The 22635-nt window shown below is 64.6% G+C and carries 21 protein-coding genes; 11 read left to right on the top strand and 10 right to left on the bottom strand.

Features of this window, described 5'->3' with window-relative positions; translation table 11 throughout:
• The first annotated feature begins 96 nt into the window (after positions 1-96).
• Positions 97-1398: an L-fucose:H+ symporter permease gene (gene fucP, locus F7R02_RS16705; RefSeq protein WP_078567582.1), complete on the top strand. Its 1302-nt coding sequence runs from the start codon at positions 97-99 to the stop codon at positions 1396-1398.
• Between the two features lie 2 nt (positions 1399-1400).
• Complete coding sequence (locus F7R02_RS16700; protein ID WP_167521049.1) at positions 1401-1760, top strand: L-fucose mutarotase; 360 nt, start codon at positions 1401-1403, stop codon at positions 1758-1760.
• Between the two features lie 292 nt (positions 1761-2052).
• On the opposite strand, the gene F7R02_RS16695 is transcribed toward F7R02_RS16700, so the two are convergent.
• From F7R02_RS16695 to F7R02_RS16670, 6 genes are all read right to left on the bottom strand, one after another.
• On the bottom strand, positions 2053-3375 hold the full coding sequence (locus tag F7R02_RS16695) for an L-fuconate dehydratase (RefSeq protein ID WP_003487649.1): 1323 nt from the start codon (positions 3373-3375) through the stop codon (positions 2053-2055).
• 624 nt (positions 3376-3999) lie between these two features.
• Positions 4000-4857, bottom strand: a complete 858-nt coding sequence (locus F7R02_RS16690) for a fumarylacetoacetate hydrolase family protein (RefSeq protein WP_003487651.1) — start codon at positions 4855-4857, stop codon at positions 4000-4002.
• Between the two features lie 131 nt (positions 4858-4988).
• The gene (locus F7R02_RS16685; RefSeq protein WP_003487654.1) at positions 4989-5759 is read right to left on the bottom strand and encodes an SDR family oxidoreductase; all 771 of its coding nucleotides are present in this window, start codon (positions 5757-5759) and stop codon (positions 4989-4991) included.
• Complete coding sequence (locus F7R02_RS16680) at positions 5756-6628, bottom strand: amidohydrolase family protein (protein WP_003487656.1); 873 nt, start codon at positions 6626-6628, stop codon at positions 5756-5758. The genes F7R02_RS16685 and F7R02_RS16680 overlap by 4 nt, the downstream gene beginning before the upstream one ends.
• Positions 6625-7635, bottom strand: coding sequence for an aldo/keto reductase (locus F7R02_RS16675; protein ID WP_078591380.1), 1011 nt, complete (start codon positions 7633-7635; stop codon positions 6625-6627). Before F7R02_RS16675 ends, F7R02_RS16680 begins: the two co-directional genes overlap by 4 nt.
• Positions 7632-7853: a hypothetical protein gene (locus F7R02_RS16670; RefSeq protein WP_026007070.1), complete on the bottom strand. Its 222-nt coding sequence runs from the start codon at positions 7851-7853 to the stop codon at positions 7632-7634. Before F7R02_RS16670 ends, F7R02_RS16675 begins: the two co-directional genes overlap by 4 nt.
• Positions 7854-7943: 90 nt before the next feature.
• Between F7R02_RS16670 and F7R02_RS16665 the strand changes: the two genes are divergently transcribed.
• A complete protein-coding gene (locus F7R02_RS16665; RefSeq protein WP_078591381.1) occupies positions 7944-9566 on the top strand; it encodes a family 43 glycosylhydrolase in 1623 nt (540 codons plus the stop codon).
• 205 nt (positions 9567-9771) lie between these two features.
• Here F7R02_RS16665 and F7R02_RS16660 read toward each other — a convergent pair whose 3' ends face one another.
• Both F7R02_RS16660 and F7R02_RS16655 read right to left on the bottom strand, forming a co-directional pair.
• The gene (locus tag F7R02_RS16660; protein WP_005922076.1) at positions 9772-9975 is read right to left on the bottom strand and encodes a hypothetical protein; all 204 of its coding nucleotides are present in this window, start codon (positions 9973-9975) and stop codon (positions 9772-9774) included.
• A 3-nt stretch (positions 9976-9978) separates the two neighbouring features.
• Positions 9979-10542 carry a peroxiredoxin family protein gene (locus F7R02_RS16655; protein WP_016849176.1) on the bottom strand — a complete coding sequence of 188 codons (564 nt, stop codon included), beginning with the start codon at positions 10540-10542 and terminating at the stop codon, positions 9979-9981.
• Positions 10543-11104: 562 nt separating this feature from the next.
• On the opposite strand from F7R02_RS16655, the gene F7R02_RS16645 reads away from it, so the two are divergent.
• On the top strand, positions 11105-12013 hold the full coding sequence (locus tag F7R02_RS16645; RefSeq protein WP_078591383.1) for a DUF4424 domain-containing protein: 909 nt from the start codon (positions 11105-11107) through the stop codon (positions 12011-12013).
• 300 nt (positions 12014-12313) lie between these two features.
• Here F7R02_RS16645 and F7R02_RS16640 read toward each other — a convergent pair whose 3' ends face one another.
• Positions 12314-12982 (bottom strand): response regulator transcription factor, encoded by a 669-nt coding sequence (locus tag F7R02_RS16640; protein WP_005914583.1) that lies wholly within the window; start codon positions 12980-12982, stop codon positions 12314-12316.
• A 281-nt stretch (positions 12983-13263) separates the two neighbouring features.
• A complete protein-coding gene (gene acs, locus F7R02_RS16635) occupies positions 13264-15207 on the bottom strand; it encodes an acetate--CoA ligase (protein WP_078591384.1) in 1944 nt (647 codons plus the stop codon).
• Positions 15208-15502: 295 nt separating this feature from the next.
• Between acs and F7R02_RS16630 the strand changes: the two genes are divergently transcribed.
• The 7 genes from F7R02_RS16630 to F7R02_RS16600 form a co-directional block, all read left to right on the top strand.
• Positions 15503-16885 (top strand): DcaP family trimeric outer membrane transporter, encoded by a 1383-nt coding sequence (locus tag F7R02_RS16630; protein ID WP_003487677.1) that lies wholly within the window; start codon positions 15503-15505, stop codon positions 16883-16885.
• An 86-nt stretch (positions 16886-16971) separates the two neighbouring features.
• On the top strand, positions 16972-17289 hold the full coding sequence (locus tag F7R02_RS16625) for a DUF485 domain-containing protein (RefSeq protein WP_003487678.1): 318 nt from the start codon (positions 16972-16974) through the stop codon (positions 17287-17289).
• A complete protein-coding gene (locus F7R02_RS16620; protein WP_003487681.1) occupies positions 17286-19013 on the top strand; it encodes a cation acetate symporter in 1728 nt (575 codons plus the stop codon). The genes F7R02_RS16625 and F7R02_RS16620 overlap by 4 nt, the downstream gene beginning before the upstream one ends.
• Before the next feature lie 607 nt (positions 19014-19620).
• A complete protein-coding gene (locus tag F7R02_RS16615; RefSeq protein WP_139371116.1) occupies positions 19621-20631 on the top strand; it encodes a glycerophosphodiester phosphodiesterase family protein in 1011 nt (336 codons plus the stop codon).
• 81 nt (positions 20632-20712) lie between these two features.
• Positions 20713-21597 (top strand): peptidylprolyl isomerase, encoded by an 885-nt coding sequence (locus F7R02_RS16610; RefSeq protein WP_078591386.1) that lies wholly within the window; start codon positions 20713-20715, stop codon positions 21595-21597.
• A 166-nt stretch (positions 21598-21763) separates the two neighbouring features.
• The gene (locus F7R02_RS16605) at positions 21764-22438 is read left to right on the top strand and encodes a hypothetical protein (protein WP_151210124.1); all 675 of its coding nucleotides are present in this window, start codon (positions 21764-21766) and stop codon (positions 22436-22438) included.
• A gap of 10 nt (positions 22439-22448) precedes the next feature.
• Positions 22449-22635, top strand: a 187-nt coding sequence (locus F7R02_RS16600) for a transposase (RefSeq protein WP_151210039.1), incomplete at its 3' end; no start/stop codon positions are given.

Raw genomic sequence — 22635 nt, 5'->3', positions numbered from 1 at the left:
ATAAACAAAGATTTTATATTTGCATGGCGCTGGCCTGCGCAGTACGCTCGCTCGATTGCAACGCAAGCGCCACAGCCTTGGGAGGGGAACGGTCGCATGCATCACAGTGACATTGCCGCGTCGCCGCGCGGCAACCTGGCGCGCACCGCCATGGTTCCCCTGTTGTTGATTGTCAGCCTGTTCTTTCTCTGGGGCATGGCCAACAACCTCAACGACATCCTGATCAAGCAGTTCAAGAAGGCGTTCGAGCTGACCGACCTGCAGGCCGGGCTGGTGCAAAGCGCGTTCTACATGGGCTATTTCGTGTTTGCCATGCCGGCGGCGATGTTCATGCGCCGCTACAGCTACAAGGCCGCGGTGGTGCTGGGCCTGCTGCTGTACGCCTGCGGCGCCTTCCTGTTCTATCCGGCCGCGCAAGTGCACACCTACTGGCTGTTCCTGCTGGCGCTGTTCGTGATCGCCAGCGGCCTGGCGTTCCTGGAAACCACGGCCAACCCGCTGGTGACCGTCCTCGGTCCAGCCGATGGCGCGGCGCGGCGCTTGAACCTTGCGCAGGCGTTCAACCCGCTGGGCTCGATTACCGGCGTGCTGGTCGGCCAGCACTTCATCTTCTCCGGCGTGGAGCACACCCCGGCCGAACTGGCCGCGATGGCGCCGGCCGCCCGCGAGGCGTTCTTCGCCACAGAATCGGCGGCCGTGCAGATGCCATACCTGATCATCGGTGCGGTGGTGGTGCTGTGGGCGATCCTGATCGCGCTGGTGCGTTTCCCCAGCGGCGCGCCGGATGCAGACACCGGCGGTGCGCCCAGGCGCGCACGCTTCAGCGAACTGCTGCGTAATCGCTTGTTCGTGTTTGCGGTGGTCGCGCAGTTCTTTTACGTGGGCGCGCAGGTCGGCATCTGGAGTTATCTGATCCGCTATCTGCAGGATGCCGTGCCTGGCACGCCGGAAAAAACCGCTGCGACCTATCTGACCATCTCGCTGGTGCTGTTCATGGCCGGCCGCTTTATCGGCACCGCGCTGTTGCGTTACCTGGCGCCTGCGAAGCTGTTGGCAAGTTTTGCCGTGATCAATCTGTTCTTATGCGCGGTGGCCATCGCACTACCCGGGTGGACCGGGTTGTATGCGCTGGTGGCGGCGAGCGTGTTCATGTCGGTGATGTTCCCGACCATTTTTGCGCTAGGCCTGGACGGCATGCACGACGATGCCCGCAAGCTGGGCTCGTCCATGCTGGTGATGTCCATCATCGGCGGTGCCTTGCTCACGGCGGTGATGGGCGCGGTGTCGGACATGGCCGGCATCCACTGGGCGATGGTGGTGCCGGGTGCGTGCTTTGCGGTGATTTTGTCGTTCGCGTTGCGCGCCCGCCGCGCGGCGCCCGTCGTTTCAGGAGCCTGAGCATGCCGCGCCTTTGTTATGTGCTGGATCTACACGACGATGCGGCGCTGATCGCCGAATACGAGCGCTGGCATCAGCCCACCGAGGTATGGCCGGAGGTAGTGGCCTCGCTGCAGCAGGCCGGCATTCTGGAATTGGAGATCTTTCGCAGCGGCGACCGGCTGGTGATGCTGATGCAGGTGCGCGAGGACTACGATCCGGCCGCCAAGGCCGCACGCGATGCAGCCGACCCGCGCATCCAGGCGTGGGAGCAGTTGATGTGGCGGTTTCAGAAGCCGCTGCCTGGCAGTAAGCAGGGAGAGAAATGGCGGCAGGCCGGACGGATCTTTGCGCTGGGCGAGGCGATCGCCGCGCAGCGCTAGGCCGCGCCCTCATCCGCCCTGCGGGCACCTTCTCCCGCAGGCGGGAGAAGGGCGTGATCTGGCGCAGGTGGGAGAAGGATGTGATCTGGCGCATGTGGGAGAAAGGCGTGATTCGGTTTGGCTCGGGCATCTTGGGGATGGACCCATCGCCGGGCATTTGCAGTGCGCCGCGGTCAGCGGTTGGCTTTCCGCGACGTCGGAGACCGATCACCCCGCCGTCCCGGACGAACCACGACTTCCTTCTCCCGCGCGCGGGAGAAGGTGCCCGCAGGGCGGATGAGGGGCCGTAGGCTCAGCCTTTCGCGCTGGCCGCCAGATCCTCCACCCAGAACCGCCCGCCCGGATAGCTGAACTCCGCAATCGAGGCGGCATGCATTTCTGCGGAGAAACCAGCGGCTTCCGGGGCGAGATAGCGGCCGTGCCGGATGCGTACCGGGTCCAGGAAGTGCTGGTGCAGGTGGTCGACGAATTCGATTGCGCGGTCTTCCATCTTGCCGGTGATGGCCACGAAATCGGCCATCGCCAGATGCTGTACCAACTCGCACAGACCCACACCGCCGGCATGCGGGAAGACGCGCACGTTGAACTTGGCGGCCAGCAGCAGGATGGCGAGATTTTCGTTGACCCCGCCCACGCGCGCGGCATCGATCTGGATCAGGTCCACCGCACCGGCCTGCAGCAACTGCTTGAACACCACCCGGTTCTGCGTGTGTTCGCCCGTGGAGACCGGCACCGGAGCGATGCCCTGACGGATGGCGGCATGGCCGAGCACGTCGTCCGGGCTGGTGGGTTCTTCGATCCAGGCGATGTCGAATTCGGCCAGCTGGCGCATCCAGTCGATCGCCGGGCCCACGTCCCAGCGCTGATTGGCATCGACTGCCATGGCGATGTCCGGGCCAATGGCTTCGCGCGCGAGGCGGCAGCGACGAATGTCGTCGCGCACGTTGGCGCCGACCTTGAGCTTGATGGTGCGGAAGCCGTCGGCCACCGCTTCCTTGGCCAGCCGCACCAGCTTCTCATCCGAGTAGCCGAGCCAGCCGGGCGAGGTGGTGTAGGCGGGGTAGCCTTGCTCAATCAGCGTGGCGATGCGCTGCGCGCGCTGCGGCTGTGCAGCGCGCAGGATCGCCAGCGCCTCGTCGCGGGTGAGCGCGTCGGTGAGGTAGCGGAAGTCGATGGTGTCGACCAACTGCTCGGGCGTGAGTTCGGCGATGAAGCGCCACAGCGGCTTTTTCGCCGCGCGTGCAGCCAGATCCCACGCGGCGTTGATCACCGCGCCGATGGCCATGTGCATCACGCCCTTCTCCGGGCCGAGCCAGCGCAGCTGCGAGTCGTTGGTAAGCCGGCGCGCGAATGCGCCCAGATCGGCGATGACGTCTTCTACGCGCAGGCCGACCACATGCTCGGCCAGTGCCGCCACCGCAGCGGTCTGTACGTCGTTACCGCGGCCGATGGTGAACACCAGGCCGTAACCGGCCAGGTCATCGGCCGCATCGGTGCGCAGCACGACGTAGGCCGCCGAGTAATCGGGATCGGGATTCATCGCATCCGATCCATCCAGCTCGCGCGAGGTGGGGAAGCGGACGTCGTGGGTATCGAGGGCGACGATGGTGCTCATGAAAGTCCTGGCGATGGAAGGCGGAAAATAAAACGGATGAAAGAAAAATGGCTGGAATGAAGCGATGACGAAATACGAAGCGATGAAGAAATACGAAAACGGGGAGCTGCGCTTGAGCCCCTCTCCCACCGGGAGAGGGGTTGGGGTGAGGGTACGAACGCGTAGCGCCGAGTGCGTTGAGGCGCTGCAGTGACTCATGCGTTTGCAACTCAGCCCAATGCATCGATTGCACGACCAACTGTGCGTTGCGATGGACGTGCTACAGCGTTTGGACATTCAATACGGCGACACGCTGGGTAAAACAATGTGCTTGTGCTGCGTCAGTACGCGCGTCGAAATGTCAGACCAAACCACAGACGGCATGAGGTCAGTTGCGCGACTCCGTGGCGACGTACCCTCACCCCAACCCCCGCTCCGCGCCCCGGCCCGCGCCAGCAACGCGGGCGCTTCAAGGCACGCGCACCAATGGCGCGCAAGCTGTGCCTTGGCGCCCCGATGGGAGAGGGGCTTTGCGTTGTCGCGCGATTCGAGTTGCGTGAGTACTTCGGCTTTCGCGCAAGAAAAATTCTTGGAGGTGGACGCAATACACTGCAGTACGACCTCAATTCTTCCAGACGTAAAGCCTCAACCCCCATCGCGCGGATGCGCCACGACCGGCTGACGCTGACGACCCAGGCCTTCGATCTCCAGTTCCATCACATCGCCCGGCTTGAGGTAGACCGGCGGCTTCTGGCCCAGGCCCACGCCCGGCGGCGTACCGGTGCTGATCACATCGCCCGGCATCAGCGTCATGTAGCGGCTGATGTGGCTGACCAGCTCGGCCACGCCGAACACCATCGTGCGCGTGCTGCCGTTCTGGTAGCGGTGGCCGTTGACCTCCAGCCACATCGACAGGTTCTGCGGGTCGGCGATTTCGTCGCGGGTGACCAGCCACGGGCCGATCGGACCGAACGTGTCCGCGCTCTTGCCCTTGACCCACTGGCCGCCATGTTCGAGCTGGAATTCGCGCTCGGACAGGTCGTTGATCACGGCGTAGCCAGCCACATGGTTCAGCGCTTGCTCCACCGATACATCGCGCGCCACGTCGCCGATCACCACGCCCAGCTCCACTTCCCAATCGCTCTTCACCGAGCCGCGCGGGATGATCACCGTGTCGTTGGGGCCGCACACCGCCGTGGTGGCTTTCATGAAAAGAATCGGCATCTTGGGCACTTCCATGCCCGATTCGGCGGCGTGGTCGGCGTAGTTCAAGCCAACGCAGATGAATTTACCGATGCGGCCCACCGCAGCGCCGTAACGCACCTCGCCTTCGATCAACGGCAGCGTGGCTACATCCAGTGCGCGCAGTTTTTCCAGGCCGGCGGCGGTGATGTGTTCGCCGGCCACATCGTCGATCACACCGCTGAGGTCGCGGATGCGGCCTTGGCGATCGATCAGGCCAGGGCGTTCGTGGCCTTCGGCGCCAATGCGTACGAGTTTCATGCGGTCTTCCTTTGCAGATGAGAAGGGGAGCGGCTAGCAAACCTAGCGCGCATGCATCGGGTGGGTAGGGACGGTGTGCGCACCTCGAGGCGGGCACATGCGACAGATCGCAGCATGCGTCGTTGCCGCACTCAGTTGGACCAGCCGCCATCGATGATGTGGGTCTGGCCGGTGGTGAAGGAGGATTCGTCCGAAGCCAGGTACACCACCAGCTGCGCAATCTCGCGTGGGTCGCCCAGGCGGCCCATCGGCTGGCGGTCGGTGAAGCTCTTCCACACCGCCTGTTCGTCGCCACCCAGGGCCTTGACGCGCTCGCCCAGCGACGGCGTCTTGATGGTGCCCGGGCAGATCGCGTTGCAACGTACGCCCTGCGCCACGTGGTCGGCCGCGATCGCCTTGCTCAGGCCGATCACCGCGGCCTTGGTCACGCCGTACACGAAGCGGTTCGGCACGCCCTTGATGCTGGAAGCCACCGAGGACATGTTGATGATGCTGCCGCGGCCGCGTTCGAGCATGCCCGGCAACACCGCCTTGCAGGTGTAGTACATCGCATCGACGTTGATCGAGAACGAGCGGCGCCACGCCGGCTCGTCGCAGTCGAGAATGCTGCCCTGATGCACGAAGCCGGCGCAGTTGAACAGCACATCGAACGGGCCGTGTGCGGCGATCAATGCGTTGATCGCGGCGGCGTCGGTGACGTCGAGCAGCTGGGTGGTGATGGCATCGGATTCGGCGGCCAGCGCTTGCAAGGCCGCGGCGTCGATATCGGTGGCGATCACCTGTGCACCGGCGCGTGCGCAGGCCAGCGCGCTTTCGCGCCCGATGCCGGCGCCGGCGGCGGTGATCAGGCAACGCTTGCCCTGCAGGCGGTTATTGGGAGTGGTGGGAATCGAGACAGTCATACCGATGAGGTTCCGTGGGTGGGGGCCGCCGGCCGTGGCAGACGATAGAACGTGCGTGCGTTGTCGCCGAAGATGGCTGCCGCGTGCTCGGCGGCATGCCGGGTGACGAGTTGCTGGGCGAGCGCGAACCATTGCGCGTAATCGGCGCGCAAGCGCAGCACCGGCCAGTCGCTGCCCCATAGCAGCCGCTGCGCGCCGAAGCGGGCGAACAGGTGGGCCACATACGGCTCCAGCGCGTCGATGCCAGCGCCGCGCGCGGCTTCGGTCAGCAGCCCGGACAGTTTGCAATGCACATTGGGATGCTGCGCCAGGGCGGCCATGCCGGCGGCCCAGGCAACGAATTCGCCGGCCGCAATCTGCGGTTTGCCGCCGTGATCGAGCACCACGCGCATTGCCGGATGGCGCTTCAAGCGCGCCTGCAGTGCCGGTACGTGCACGGCACGGATCAACGCATCGAAGGCCAGGTCATGCGCCAGCAGCGCATCGAAGGCGGCATCCAATGCGGGGCTGGCCAGCCAGTGCACGTCGGCGATGTCCTGCACCATCGGGCGCAGGCCCTTGAGCACGCCGCCGCCGGCGCGTACCAGTGCGCCGATACGTGCAGCGGCATCGGGCGCAGCGAAGTCCACCCAGCCCACCACGCCGGCAATGCGCGCATCGTCGCGGGCCAGCTCGAACAGGTAGCAGGTTTCCGCCTCGGTGGCGGCCGCCTGCACCACCACCACCTGATCGACAGCGGCCGCGTCCAGCGCAGCGCTGACGTCATGGGGGCCGAAGTCGCGGTACAGCGGCGCCAGCTCGGGCGTCAGCCAGTGGTAATCGCCACGGGCCAGGTGCCAGAAATGCAGGTGCGCGTCGACCCGGCTCATGGCGTGGGCAACTCCGCAGCGAGCAGACCCTCATCGCGCAGGCGTTGCCACAATGCGGATGGCACCGGGGCCGCAAGCCGCGTGGCAGCCGAGCGCACGTCGGCCACGCTGCGCATGCCGGCCACCACCGTGGTCACTGCCGGGTGCGCCAGCGGGAACTGCAATGCGGCCGCACCGATATCCACCCCAAACGCCGCGCAGGCCGCGTACAGCCGCTGCGCATGCTGCAGCGTGGCGGTGTCGACCGGGGCGTAGTTATAGGTGGCGCCGGGGCCGCGTGCGTCGCTGAGCAGGCCAGAGCTGTACGGGCCAGCCGACAGGATCGCCACATTGCGTTGCTGCGCCTGCTGCAGCAGCGCGCGCGCGCCGTGCTGTTCCAGCAGGGTGTAGCGGCCGGCCAGCATCACGCAGTCGAGCGGAAAGCGCGGCAACACCTCCAGTGCCACGTCCTGCTCGTTGACGCCCAGCCCGATCGCCCCGCACGCGCCGGCCGCCTTCAACTCCGCCATCGCCGGCAAGGCCTCCTCCAAGGCCTGGCGCAGGACGTTGGCGTGGTTGTCGCCGTGGGTCAGCGCACCGATGTCGTGCAGCAGCAGCACGTCGATGTAGTCGGTGCCCAGGCGTCCCAGGCTGGAGGCGAACGCGCGCCGCACACCGTCGGCGCTGTAGTCGAACTCGGCACGCCGCCCGGCCACCGCAAAACCATCGCTGCCGGCAGCGGCGTGGGCGTCGTCGTAGACGCAACGGCCAACCTTGGTCGACAACGTATAGTCCGCGCGCGACACGCCGGCCAGCCCACGACCCAGGCGCGCTTCGCTCAGCCCGTAGCCGTAATAAGGCGCGGTATCGAAATGACGAATGCCGGCCTCGAACGCGCCTGCGACCGCTGCCAGTGCGTCCGCTTCATCCACTTCCGTATACAGGTTGCCGATCGGGGCAGCACCGAAGCCCAGTGCGGAAAGCTGCACGTCGGTGCCTCCCAGCCGCTGCCGCGCCACGCCGCTCATGCGCGCCGCTCCGCGAGCAGGGCGCATGAGCGGGTGCCTGGAGAATCCGTAGAACAGAAGCTGAGCATTGCAACGTCCACCATCCGGTAGGTGCCGGACTGTTCGCATATGAATATGGCAATCATCAATGAACAGATCACGCTGCAGTGCAGCATCGCCCTGGTCTGGGCGTGCGCATGGTCGGTTAGGCGGGCGGCGCTATGTCGGATTTCGCAGATGGCATGACCAGTTCCTATAACGCCCTGCCTGCGGTTGCGGCATTAAGGCCGGTGCGGCTAGATACCTGCCTTCTTCGACGAAGCTGATGCATGGCAGACACGACACGGCGGGATGTGTTCAAGGGGCTGGCTGCCGGCGCACTGGTCGCGCCGCTGGCGGCTGCGGCCCAGGCGTCGGCGACGCAGCGCGCAGGCACGCCGCAGTGGGCGCGCGGCGTGGAGGGGCAGCGCAAGGCGGATCTGGGCAACGGCACGTATCTCAATCCCATCGTGGCCGGCGATCACCCCGACCCCATCATCCTCAAGGATGGCGACGACTACTACATGACGTTTTCGTCGTTCTTTTCCTACCCGGGCATCGTGCTGTGGCATTCCACCGATCTGGTCAACTGGACCCCGATCGGCCCGGCGTTGCATCAGGGGCTGGGCACGATCTGGGCGCTGGACCTGTGCAAGCACCACAACCGCTACTACATCTACATCCCGGCCAATCCGGACGACACCGGCTGGTCGATCTTCGTAATCTGGGCCGACGACATCCGCGGGCCGTGGAGCGCACCGATCGATCTGAAGATCGCCGGCTGCATCGATCCCGGTCACGTGGTCGGCGAAGACGGCAAGCGCTATCTGTTCGTCAACGGCATCCGCAAGGTACGCCTGCGCGATGACGGCCTGGCCACCGACGGGCAGCTGGAACCGGCCTATGCGCCGTGGCGCTATCCCGACCACTGGGTCGTGGAGAATTTCGCGCCCGAAGGCCCCAAGCTGACCTGGCACGATGGGTGGCTGTACCTGGTCACCGCCGTTGGCGGCACTGCCGGGCCGGTGACCGGGCACATGGTCATCGCCGCGCGTTCGCGCTCGGTGCATGGGCCGTGGGAGCATTGCCCGCGCAATCCGCTGGTGCGCACCCAATCGGACCAGGAGCCGTGGTGGTCGCGCGGGCATGCCACGCTGGTGGAAGGGCCGCGCGGCGACTGGTGGATGGTCTATCACGGCTACGAAAACGGCTTTCGCACGCTGGGGCGGCAGACCTTGCTGGAGCCGATCGAGTGGACGGCCGACGGCTGGTTTCGCGCCATTGGCGGCGATCTGTCCAAACCATTGCGCACCCCGGCACGCGTGCCTGCCGGCAGCATGGCGCCGGCGACGGGGTTGGCGTTGTCCGACGATTTCTCCGGCGACAGGTTCGGTACGCAATGGAGCCTGCATGCGCCCAGGCCCGGCGAGCAGGCGCGGGTGCGGCGCGCGAACAAGGCACTGACGCTGGCCTGTGCGGGCAGCTCGCCGATCGACAGCACGCCACTGACCTGCGGCGTGCCCGACCGCGCCTACATGGCAGAGGTGACGCTGGAACTGGTCGGCGATGCCGAAGGCGGCATCGTGTTGTTCTATAACCATAAGGCCTTCGTCGGCATCGGCTTCACTGCCGACACCATGAAAACCTACGAATACTCGGAGGAACTGGTGTGGGCACGCGCACCCAATACGCATCGACGCATTCGCGTGCGGCTGACCAACGATCACCAGGTCGTAGGGTTCGAGTATTCGGTCGATGCAGGCCAGCAGTGGACGCGGCACCCCACCCGCATGGAAGTGTCCGGATTCCATCACAACGTGTTCGGCGGGTTTCTGAGCCTGCAATTGGGCGTGTATGCCGCGCAGCAAGGCGAAGTGGTCTTGCGCGATTTCCGCTATCGCGCGCTGACGTAAGGACGCGGCGCGCCACGCAGCGCTGCAGTCAAACGGCGAGGCCCGGGAGACCTCGCCGTCAGGCGTAACAGCGACCATCGACGTCGCGCACCGCGTCAACGGGATGCGGACGGCGCGAAGAATCGGAATGTGTACGTGCTACATGCCGATTCCATACGCCGGCCTGCTCCATCTGATAGCGACGCAATCGCTCTATCGATCGCAGTTAACCGCAGCAGTAGCAGACGTTGCCCTGGCCCAGGTCGCCGCCGAATTCCGGACACTCGGCTTTGCAGGCCCATGCACTACACGATTCGACTTTCGGCTGTGCGTTATCGACCGCCATCACCTGGAAGGCACCGAAGCCGGTGCTGGCCAGAAAGGTCGCTGCCATCAACGCACTACGCAAGCTTACCCAACGCTTCTTCATGCATTACTCCTTCACCGTTGCAAAAGCCGCTGGCGCGTCCGTGCGGCGCAAGGCGGCAACGAGGTCCTGCACCCGCTCCGTGGTATCGAAAACGCCAAGATGCGAATGACGCACGCGCCCCTCCGCATCGATGGCCATCAGCAGCGGCACGTTGCGTGCGCGGAACAGCATCAACGCGCGACGATCGGTCAACGTGACCACCGGGAAATCGAAACCGTGCACATGTGCGTAGCGCGCGGCCTGCGCGGTATCGCAATGGCACACGCCCAACAGCTGCGGCCGGCCAGGAAGGTTGGCCTGCAGCTCCCGCGCTGCCCGCAGCACGGTCGGTGCCGAGCGCTGGCAGTACGGGCAGGTGGTGGTAAAGAAGAACAGCACCTGCGCCGGCCCATGCGGCGCACCGAGCAGGTGCCGCCGGCCATCGCCATCGGTCGCTTCGATACGCGGTACGTACATGCCGTCATATGGCGCGCTGATGCGCGTCTGCAGCCACTGCTGCTGCACGCGCAGCTGCCTGTTCTGCCACGCCAGCATCGCAATCAATGCACAGGCCACCAGCAGGCCCATCCAGAGCCAGGGGAAACGTCGCGCCATGCCAGCTCCAAAGCGTCCGTGGTGCTCGAGCCTTGCCCAGGCATCAGCTCATGGTCAATGGTGATATCGACAACTGCGATGTCGCACGGGATGCGGTTGTGGATGCGATCACGCCCCCGCGCTTGGGCTTGTCACTGATGCGTGGTACCGCGATTGGCATTTGCGCAATCAGTGCATCGTGGGAGCGTGCATGCAGCATCAGCGTGGATGCACAAGTGCACGCAGGGATGGGATGAGGTTGTGAGCGCAGGCGCACGTCAAACCACCCAGTGCGCTGAGCGGGCCCCGCAACAACACCGCCATCAAGGCGAGCGGGAGGATCTGCGGTCGAGGCGCGTCGCCGCCTCGCGTGCGGGCTGATCTGTGGGCGAGGCGGACGCCACCAGCAAGCACGACAGAGCCGCAAAAATGTCAGACGCAGCGCGATTGCCGCACGCGTCGCGCGACGCGCTGTCCAACATCCAGCCGTGCCCGCGCGTGGCATGCTGTATGGCCAGGCGCGTGGGTCCCGTGCCGGCCTCACAAGGATCACCTCATGCGCGCAATGGCGTTTTCCGTCCGGCTGTGTGTGCTGGCATTGCTTGCCTGCAGTGCTGCACAGGCCAATGACAGCAGTTTCGGGGACGACAACGGCACCATCCGCCTGCTGCATCAGCCCGACATCAGCATGGATCGCGAAGCGCTGCTGCTCAGCGAAGAACGCGTGCAAGTGGACTATGTGTTCACCAACGCCAGCGAGCGCGACCTGACCGTGCCGGTAGCCTTCCCGATGCCGCCGATGTACTTCGGAATGGCCGACCACAATGCGCTGACCGATTTCAAACTCTGGGCCGACGGCAACCCGGTTGCCACCACGCGCAAGCTGGTGGTGCTGCTGGATGACGGTAGCGACATCTCCACGGCGTTCGCCGCCACCGGCTGGACCCAGGACGATGTCGCCGCCTTCACCGAATCGGCCACGCGACCGAAGGGGCGCAAGCCGCTGCCCGCGCGCTGGGTCGATGGCGATGGGCAGCCGCGTTTCACGCTCAATGCCTACTTCGTCTGGCAGCAGAAGTTTCCTGCCAAGGCAAGCGTGCAGATCCGTCACACCTACACACCCAGCCTGTCTACCGGCGTCCCGCAACCCAGCAGTTACCTGATGGAGTCGTACGCGAAAGACACCTGCATCGAGCCGGCCACCAAAGCCAGCATGCAGCGTCGTGAAGGCAACTACGTGTTAGGATGGGCCAACCTGCGTTATGTGCTCACGACCGGCAAAAACTGGAACGTCCCGATCAAGGACTTCCAGCTGACCATCCGCAAGCAGGCGGCCAGCGACATCCTGAGCCTGTGCTTCGATGGCGAACTGAAAAAGATCGACCCGCTGACCTTCCAGTTCAAACAGGCCAACTTCGTGCCGATGCGCGATCTGAACATCCTGTTCGTACGCGCACCGGAATGAACCCGACAAGCAGCAAGCGTAGGAGCGCACCCGGGCGCGACGAAGCGTTACCTGCAACGCCCATCACGATCGTAGGCGCCAACGCGCATCGGTTGTCTTCTGCAAATGAAACGCTGCCGAGAACGCGCATCGCGCCCAGGTGCGTTCCTACGTTGGCGCCACGCTGCGTTGCATGGCAAGTCCGTCAATTGCCCACCACCGATGACGGCCGAGGTAGCGGGATCACAGGCAGGAGCGCGCCATGACGCGACCAAGCGTCACCGATCAACCCCAACGCACGCAGACCTACACCTGCACGCGTCAGTCTTCTTCCGGCGGCGGCAGCACGATGCCGTCGGCATCGATGGCGAGCTTGCCGGCCATCAGCACTGCCTGGGTGCGATTGGTGACGCCGAGCTTGCGCAAGATCGCGGTGACATGCGCCTTGATGGTGGCTTCTGACACGCCCAGGTCGTAGGCGATCTGTTTGTTGAGGCGTCCAGCGCCCAGCATCTGCAGCACGCGAAATTGCTGTGGCGTGAGATCGCGCAGACGCTGGCCAACCTCGCGTTCCTCGCTGTCGGTGGGCGGCAAGTTTTGCGCTTCGGCCGGGATCCAGCGCTCGCCATCGAGCACGGTGGCCAGCGCCCGCCCGATGGTGTCCGAATCGGCGGATTTGGGAATGAAGCCGAACGCGCCGTGGTCGATCGCGCGCCGCATCACGGTGGGTTCTTCGCGTGCGGAGACCACCACCACCGGCAACTGCGGATGCAGCGAGCGCATGTGCACCAACGCGCTGAACCCCTGTGCGCCGGGCATGTTGAGATCCATCAGCAACAGATCGGCGTCCGGCTGCGCATCGGCCAGGCTATACAGCGCATCCACGTTATCGGCTTCGAACAGTTCTACCCCCGGCATCACACGCTGCACCGCCCCGCGCAAGGCTTCGCGGAACAGGGGATGGTCGTCGGCGATTAGCAGGGTGGTCATGGTGGGGCCGGGAATCGGGAGTGGGGAATCGGGAATCGCAAAATCAAACGCGAGGCCAGAAGCAGGCAAGCAAGCAACAACTAACGAAGGCACAGACAGCAAACGACAGCAAAAGAAGATAAGAACGAATTGAGTGGGACGGCGTTGAAGGAAATCAGTTGATGCCGATGGCAGCGCAGAGAGGAGATTCGCTTCCAACCAATCCCCATCCCAATTGCACTATCAGCAACCAGGGAATCGCTCTACCGATTCCCTGCTCCCGATTCCCCATTCCCAGCGCGTCAGCGCGCCAGACGCTCATTGACCAGCGAATCCACCACCGACGGATCTGCCAGCGTGGAGGTATCGCCCAACTGGTCAGGGGCGTTTTCGGCGATCTTGCGCAGGATGCGGCGCATGATCTTGCCCGAGCGGGTCTTGGGCAGGCCGGGCGCCCACTGCAGGTGATCAGGCGAGGCGATCGGGCCGATTTCCTTGCGCACCCAGCTGACCAATTCCTTGTGCAGGTCCTCGCTCGGGGTCTGCCCCGCGATCAGGGTGACGTAGGCATAGATGCCCTGGCCCTTGACGTCATGCGGGAAGCCCACCACGGCCGCTTCGGCGACCTTGGGGTGCGAGACCAGCGCGCTTTCCACTTCGGCGGTGCCGATGCGGTGCCCGGAGACGTTGATCACATCGTCCACGCGGCCGGTGATCCAGTAGTAGCCGTCGGCATCGCGGCGGCAGCCGTCGCCGGTGAAGTAGCTGCCCGGATAGGTGCGGAAGTAGGTGTCGATGAAACGCTGGTGGTCGCCATACACGCTACGCATCTGGCCCGGCCAGGAATCGAGCAGCACCAGGTTGCCTTCGGTGGCGCCTTCCAGAATCTTGCCTTCGGCATCGACCAGCGCCGGCTGCACGCCGAAGAACGGCAAGGTGGCCGAGCCCGGCTTGAGATCGACCGCGCCGGCCAGCGGCGAGATCAGGATGCCGCCGGTTTCGGTCTGCCACCACGTATCCACGATCGGGCAACGGCTGTCGCCGACCACCTCGTAATACCAGCGCCATGCTTCCGGATTGATCGGCTCGCCGACGCTGCCGAGCAGGCGCAGGCTCTTGCGCGAGGTCTTTTTGACCGGGTCCGCACCGTCGCGCATCAACGCGCGAATCGCAGTAGGTGCGGTGTAGAAGATGGTGACCTGATGCTTGTCGATCACTTCCCAGAAGCGCGACACGTTCGGGTAATTGGGCACACCTTCGAACATCACCGCGGTGGCGCCATTGGCGAGCGGGCCGTAGACGATGTAGCTGTGGCCAGTGACCCAGCCCACGTCCGCAGTGCACCAATAGATGTCGTCCTCGCGCAGGTCGAACACTACTTCATGCGTGTAACTGGCAAACAACAGATAGCCGGCGGTGGTGTGCAGCACGCCCTTGGGTTTGCCGGTGGAGCCGGAGGTGTAGAGGATGAAGAGCGGGTCTTCGGCGTTCATGCGCTCGGGTTCGCACGCGGCCGGCTGGCCGTCGACCACATCATGGAACCAGCGGTCGCGCGGTGCCTGCATCTCCACTGCGCCGCCGGTATGGCGCACCACCAGCACGGTTTCCACCGTATTGGTGCCGGGAATCTTCAGCGCTGCATCGACATTGGCCTTGAGCGGAATCTTCTTGCCGCCACGCAGGCCTTCGTCGGCGGTGATGATCAGCTTGCTCTGGCAATCGATCACGCGGTCGGCGATCGAGTTGGCGGCAAAGCCGCCGAACACCACCGAGTGCACCGCACCGATGCGCGCGCAGGCGAGCATGGCCACGGCAGCATCGACGATCATCGGCAGATAGATGGTGACCCGGTCGCCCTTCTTGATGCCCAGGTTGCGCAGCGCATTGCCCAGCTTGCAGACGCGCTCGTACAACTCGCGGTAGGTCACCGGGTACGACGCTGCGTCCGGGCTGTCGGGTTCGAACAGCAGCGCGGTCTTGTCGCCGCGCGTGGCCAGCTGGCGGTCCAGGCAGTTGACGCTGGCATTGAGCTCGCCATCGCCGAACCAGCGGATATGGAAGTCGTCCAGCGCGTAGCTGACGTCCTTGATCTGGGTGGGTTGCTTGAACCACTCGAGCCGCTGCGCGGCCTTGTCCCAGAACTGCTCGGGGTGTTCGATCGATTCGCGGTACAGCGCGGCGTACTGCTCGCGCGTCACGCGCGCATCGGCGGCGAACGCGGGATCGACGGGATAAACATCAGCCATGGCACCCTCACTTGCGATGAACTTGTCGGAAGAGGGCGTTGCGGCTGCCCTCGGTAGACAATCAGTGTGCCGCATCCATTCTGTCCCGGCGGTCAACGGCGCCTTAGACCATGGTCGTAACCGGGGTGAGTGCGCCAACGCACATGCCAGGCGTGCTGCGGTGCGACCATCGGTCATCTTGCGGAATGCTGCGTTGCAGCTACGACCAAAGGCGAATAGGCTCCGAAGCGCGGACTGCCTCACGCTCCGCACAGCATCGCCATCAAGCGCGAGGCCTTCATTGGGGAGAGGGTTCATGAGACACCGTACTGCACCGCTGGTGCGCCATCCGTTGGCGGCTGCCTTGTTTGTGGCCAGCATCCTGCCAGGCGTGGCGTTCGCGCAAACGGCCAAGGAAAAGGCGCTGGAAGCCCGTATTGCCGAGCTCGAGCGTCAGGTCCAGCTGTTGGTCTCCGCGCAGCAACAACAGCAGGGCCAGATCGCCCAGACGCAGACCCAGGTGACCGAGGTGCGTGCCGCGCAGGCGCAGGCACCGGCCGCGCCTGCGGTGCCGGCGGGCAAGCGACCGATCCAGCTGACCAGCATCACACCGAACGCAGCGGCGGGGACAACGTTCCGTTACGGTGGTTTCATCAAGGCCGACTTCATGACCACCCGTACCTCCGACGGCGCATTGCCTGAAGGTGCGGTGGGGCGTTACCTGTACATCCCGACCCAGACGCCGGTCGGTGGCCAGGCCTCGAGCACCGACACCGACTTCCATGCCAAGTTCTCGCGCTTCAACCTGGGCGTGGACACGGTTACCGAGAACGGCGACAAGATCACCGGCTTCATCGAACTGGATTTCTTCGGCAACGCGCTGGCCAACCAGGTCAACAATCTGTACGGCGGCACCTTGCGCCACGCCTACGTGAGCTGGAACAACTGGCTGGCCGGCCAGACCTGGTCCAACTTCATCGATTCCACGATCCTGCCCGAGGCCGCCGACATCGTCGGACCGACCGACGGTGCGTTGTTCAGCCGTCAGACCCAGATCCGCTACACCCGCGGGGCCTTCAGCGTGTCGGCCGAAAACCCCGAGACGCTGACCACCCCGTACCAGGGCGGCAACACCATCCTGGCCTCGGATCACGGTGCGATGCCGGACCTGACCGCGCGTTACAACTGGAAGGGCACCTGGGGCACGTTCGGGCTGTCGGCCATTGCGCGTCAGTACCGCACCCGCAGCGCGCTGACCAACGACACCGACTTCGGCGGCGCCATCGCCGGCGGCGGTCGCTGGATCATCAACTCCAAAAACGATCTGCGTTACCAGCTCAGCTACGGCGAGGGCCTGGGACGCTATCTGGGCCTGGGTAACGGCTCGGATGTGGAGATCGACATCGACGGCAATATCCAGACCGTCACCACGGTCGCCGGTTGGGTGGCGTGGCGCCACGACTACAACGCCAAGCTGCGCAGCACCCTCATGTACTCGCGCGTGAATTACGACCATTCGCTGGCCAATACCGGTGGGCTCGCCAGCAAGTCCCAGCAAAGCGTTCGCGCCAACGTGTTCTATTCGCCGTTGCCGAAGGTGGATGTCGGCGCCGAGCTGATGTACGGCCGTCGCGAAGCCGAAAACGGCGACAGCGGCGACATCTCGCGGTTGCAGTTCACCACCAAGTACAGCTTCTAGCGTTCTGCCACTGGCGGCCTGCTCCACTGCGGTGGAGCGGGCATCGCCGCCTTATGTCTTACCAGCGCTCTATCAGGAGACAGACCATGACCGTCTCGAATGACGCGTTGATCGCCAAGATCGATGCCAATCCGAAGTACCACGCACTCAAGCGTCAGCGCAACACGCTGGGCTGGACGCTTACCGTACTGATGTTGCTGGCCTATTACGGCTACATCGGCCTGATTGCCTTCGACAAGGAATTCCTCGCCAAGCCGATCGGTGCCGGCGTGACCTCGATCGGCATCCCGATCGCGATCGGGGTGATGGTGTTCACCATCGTCATCACCGCCATCTACGTGCGTCGCGCCAACAGCACCTACGACCAGCTGACCGCGCAGATCCTGGAGGAAGCCCGCAAATGAGCAAGATTTCGCGCCTTCTCCTGATTCTGGCCGGCCTGATGCCCGCCGGCATCGCACTGGCAGCCGGCGGCGACCTGGGCCAGGTCGACAAGCAGCCCACCAACTGGGTGGCGATCGGCATGTTCGGCTTCTTCGTGCTGGCCACCCTGTGGATCACCAAATGGGCAGCGGCCAAGACCAAGTCGGCCGCTGACTTCTATACCGCTGGCGGTGGCATCACCGGTTTCCAGAACGGCCTGGCGATCGCGGGCGACTTCATGTCGGCGGCCTCGTTCCTGGGCATCACCGCTGCGGTGATGGCCAACGGCTACGACGGCCTGATCTATGCGATCGGTTTTCTGGTTGGCTGGCCCATCCTGACCTTCCTGATGGCCGAACGCCTGCGCAACCTCGGCAAGTACACGTTTGCCGACGTGGCCGGTTACCGCTTCGCGCCGACGGCGATCCGCAGCTTTGCGGCGTCGGGCACGTTGGTGGTGGTGTTGTTCTATCTGATCGCACAGATGGTCGGTGCCGGTGCGCTGATCAAGTTGCTGTTCGGCCTGGACTACTGGGTGGCGGTGACCCTGGTCGGCGTGCTGATGATGATCTACGTGTTGTTCGGCGGCATGACCGCAACGACCTGGGTGCAGATCATCAAGGCCGTGCTGCTGCTGACCGGCGTGACCTTCATGGCCGTGGCGATCATGTGGCATTTCAACTTCAGCTTCGAGGCACTGTTTGCCGAAGGCGTGCGGGTCAAAACCGCGGTCGCGGCCAGCGGTGGCGCTTCGCCCGAGGATGCGGCAAAAGCAGGCCTGTCGATCATGGGACCGGGCGGTTTCGTCAAGGACCCGATTTCGGCGATTTCCTTCGGCATGGCGCTGATGTTCGGTACCGCCGGCCTGCCGCACATCCTGATGCGCTTCTTCACCGTTCCCGATGCCAAGCAGGCGCGTAAGTCGGTGCTGTGGGCCACCACCTGGATCGGCTACTTCTACATCCTGATCTTCATCATCGGCTTCGGTGCGATCGCACTGGTGCTGACCAACCCGCAGTTCGCCGATGTTGCCACCGGCACCATCCATGGCGGCAAGGGTGCGGCCAACATGGCGGCGGTGCTGGTCGGTAACGCCGTGGGCGGCAACGTGTTCATGGGCTTCATCTCGGCAGTGGCCTTCGCCACCATCCTGGCGGTGGTGGCGGGCCTGACCCTGTCCGGCGCCTCGGCGGTGTCGCATGACCTGTACGCCACGGTGATCAAGAAGGGCAACCCGGCGCCGGGCTCGGAGCTCAAGGTCTCGCGTGCCACCACCCTGGTGCTGGGCGTGATCGCGGTGCTGCTGGGCATCGTGTTCGAGAAGCAGAATGTGGCCTTCATGGTGTCGCTGGCGTTCGCCATCGCGGCCTCGGCCAACTTCCCGGTGCTGATCCTGTCGTTGTTGTGGAAGAACTGCACCACCCGTGGCGCAGTGATCGGCGGTTTCCTCGGCCTGATCTCTTCGCTGGTGCTGACGATCCTGTCGCCGTCGGTGTGGGTGGACACGCTGGGCAACGCGGCCGGCTCGGCGCCGTTCCCGTACACCTCGCCGGCGCTGTTCTCGATGACGATTGGTTTTGTGGGCATCTGGTTGTTCTCCGTGCTGGATCGCAGCCCGCAGGCAGCCAACGAACGCGCCGCCTTCAAGGCGCAGCAGATCCGTGCCGAAACCGGCCTGGGTGCCAGCGGTGCGTCCGGTCACTGATCGACCAGCGTCATTGTTGGTGTGATCGCAGACGCCGGCCCAGTGCCGGCGTTTTGCGTTTGGGCGAGGCGGCTTCGTTGGTGATGCTGCAGCCGGACGATCGCGCGACGGTACCGCCGCGGTCCTGGCCCGCGCAGCCGCGCCTTCGTCGTGATGCCCGAGCACGGGTGCGCTGCACCGTGTAGGCCGTGCGCATCGTGCCGCTTCTGCCACCTGGTCTTCGCATTCTTTTTGCTGAGAAACGCCAGACACTCGGCATTGCATGCCCATGTTCGACATGTCGTTCGCTGCGTGCGCCATCGCTGCGTGTTGGTAGCAAACCGCCATCTGCCCGCAGAAATTAAGTCATCGAAAGTGACTAAATTTCCCGCCGAGTCGACCGCCGATCACGGCCGGCTCGCCCTCGCTCACCGTCTTTGGTCGGTCGAGTGAGGGCGCGGTCCGGCGAATGCATCGATGGTGTCGACCCATCGGTCCTCGTCACTGGTGCTGCACCTTCCTTCTGGATACGAGAGACATGACGACTTCTTGTAAGACCCATCCGCTGGCCCGTGCATGCAGGCTCGTTGGAACGCTTGCGCTATTGGCAGCCCTGCCACAGTTGGCGATGGCAGCCTGTAACGACTCCACCGCAAATAAAATGAATGCCATCCTGTTCAATGGCGCCGACAAGACCACGGTTCTGGCGCATCGCGGCCTATGGGGGAAATACGCCGGGATCGCCGATCTGCCGGAGAACTCGCGCGGCGCGTTGCAGGCTGCCAACGACCAGTGCATGGATGGCGTGGAGTTGGACGTCAAGCTCACCAGCGACGGTGTGCCGGTCCTGTTGCACGACTACAACCTTGGCCGTACCACCACGGTGTGGCAGCAGCACCCCGGCGTCAAATACGACCCCATCACCAACCAGGGCGTGAACCCATCAGTCCTGGTGACGCCCTGGTCGCAGGTCAGCGCGCTCTTTCTGTTGAGCCCGAACCGCACCACCATTACCGGCTATCACGTGCCGCGCGTCGATGACGTGTTCGCCTATTACAAGCAGCACAACCTGCGCACTCCGATGGTGTTCGACATCAAGGATGCGGCCACGGTGCGTGCCGTCCGCAGGGCAGCCGAAGGCGCGTTCGGTGTTGCGTCCGGCACCTATGTCGCCGCCAAGGTCAATGCAACGCTGTACACCAGTCGCGATGCCTACCGTGCCGACGGTAGCGGCATGGTCGGCATTCCGGTGTTCACCACCAACATGCTCGGCAAGATCAACGTGCGCCAGACGATCTCGGCGTGGATGAACGACGGCCAGCAGACGATGGAGATCAACGTCAAGCAGCTCGGTGGCTTGTTGCAAAGCGATGCCGACTTCATTCGTGAGCGCGGTTATCGCGTCGGCGTATTCCAGGCCATTCCCGACGGTCCGTATGCCGGCAAGTTCTATCAGAACAGCGGCGCGTGCTGCTACGCCTTGTCGGACCTGTATTTCTCCTACTCCGGTGGCCGCGACACCGCCGACAATCGCGGCAGTCTGGATTTCATTACGCGCGACGAGGACTTCCGCCTGATCACCACCGATGACCCGAAGGGCGCCATCGCTTATCTGCGTGCGCGCGGCAAGCACGAATAACGGATGCATCTGGTTGGCCCACGGGCCGAACCCGACGGCGGCGCTGACCGCCGTCGGTTCTTGTCTAACGGAGGTTGTCTCATGGTTTCCCCACGTGTGTTGCCTGCCGCGCTAGCGGCGAGCCTGATCTTCTGCGTGGCAGCGGCGCAGGCCGCCACTGCCGCATCCGATGTCCGCAGCAACCAGGCAACGGTGCTGCAGATCGGCAAACAATCGCTCGATGCGCAGGAGTACCGCGCGCTTGCGCTGGCCGGCTTGCCACAGGATTTCAATCCGGCCAGTGCGGCCGACCCGGAGTTTGTGCGCGACTTCGCCGATCGCCTGTTGCTGGTGGAGCAGGCCCGGCGTGCGCATTTGCAGGACGACCCGGTCGTGGCCGCACGGATCCGTCAGGCGACCGATGCGATCCTGGCCAAGGCCGTGCAGACGCGTGCACGCGAAAGCGCGCAGATCGATGCTGCGCAGATCAAAGCGCAATTCGATGCGCATCCCCACGATTACGATGAAGTGCACTTGAGCCATGTGTTCGTGGCGCTGAAGCCGCAGGGCGAGGCGCGGCGTGGGACGCCCCTGACCGATGCTCAGGCGCTTGCCCGGGCGCAGCGCCTCAAGCAACAGCTGGAGTCCGGCACACCGTTTGCCGAACTGGCGATGCGGCAGTCCGACGATGCCAGTACTGCGGCCGAGGGCGGCGAACTGTCGCCGATGTTTCTGCGCAATGTGGCGGACGCGTTTGTCGCGCCGGTGCAGGACCTGGCGGTGGGGCAGGTGTCGGCGCCGGTACGTGGCCCGGAGGGTTACCACCTGATCCGTGTCGATGCGCGGCGATCGGCAACCCTGGATAGCGCACGCGGACAGATCGAGGTGCAATTGCGCGACCAGGCGGCTGCCAACGCATTGGAGCAATTGCGTCAGGCCAATCCGGTGCGCTTCGATCGCGCCGCGCTGGAAGCGGCGCTGCGTTGAGGCGCCGGGCGCGATGACACGCCGACTGCAAACGACGCATGGGGCAGGCGATCGATCGACCTGGCCATGGCCGGGCACGGTTGCTGCGATCGTGCTGATGCTGGCGTTTACATGGTCGCTGCACGCGTTGCACGCACCGGACGCGCAGCGCATCCAGGATCGACCCATGACGCCAAGCGCGCCGTCGGGCGCCGCCCGATCGCGCCAGCCATCCAACAGCGCATCGCCCAGCTTGTTCGATACCGCCATGCAGCAACTCGCCTGCCGCGAACGCCAGCACGAACAGGCTGCGCAGATCGCGCGCGGTGCGGTGAGTATTGCGGGATTGTCTGGTCGTCCCGGATGCGTGGCAGACACGCCCTTGCAGATCGAGGCGATGCTACGTACAGCTGCCGCGCGTGGCGATGTGGATGCCCAGCGCTATCTGCTGGCACAACGCGCGGCCGACCTGATGCAGCGTGCCGTGGCGGCTGCGCCTGCAGGCACGCAGCCGACGTTGTCGCCGGATGCGGAGCGCGAGGTGGCTGTCATCGTGAGCGACCTGGAAGCGCTGGCATTGGCAGGTCACCGCGATGCCATCGCTACCTTGGCGCAAGTGGTGGAATCGCCTCTGCTGCATGCGCCCGACCCGGTCTATGCGGCCGCGTGGCGACTGGCAGCACGCCAGCCGCCGGGGCAGCCGCTGGATGCAACTGCGCCGCTGCAGGCCGAAGAGGAGGTGTTGGACGCGCTGACCCAACAGCAGCAACAGGCACGAAGTTTGGCCGTGGAGCTGTTCGACGATTGCTGCCGCCATCTGCGGCAACTAGGGCCTGTTAACACTAATGGCCCGAGCGATTAAACTATTGGGCATGGAGATCACGCCAGCACAATTTTCTCTGATCGAACACTGCCTGCCGGCGCAGCGCGGCAATGTCAGCATGACCAACCTGCAAGTGGTCAACGCCATCCTTTACGTTGCCGAGCATGGCTGCAAATGGCGCGGCCTACCCAAGCGCTTTGGCAACTGGCATACGGTCTACACACGCATGAACCGTT

The sequence above is a fragment of the Xanthomonas cissicola genome (assembly GCF_008801575.1).
GTDB lineage: Bacteria > Pseudomonadota > Gammaproteobacteria > Xanthomonadales > Xanthomonadaceae > Xanthomonas > Xanthomonas cissicola.
This window is presented reverse-complemented; position numbering and strand designations above follow the sequence as displayed.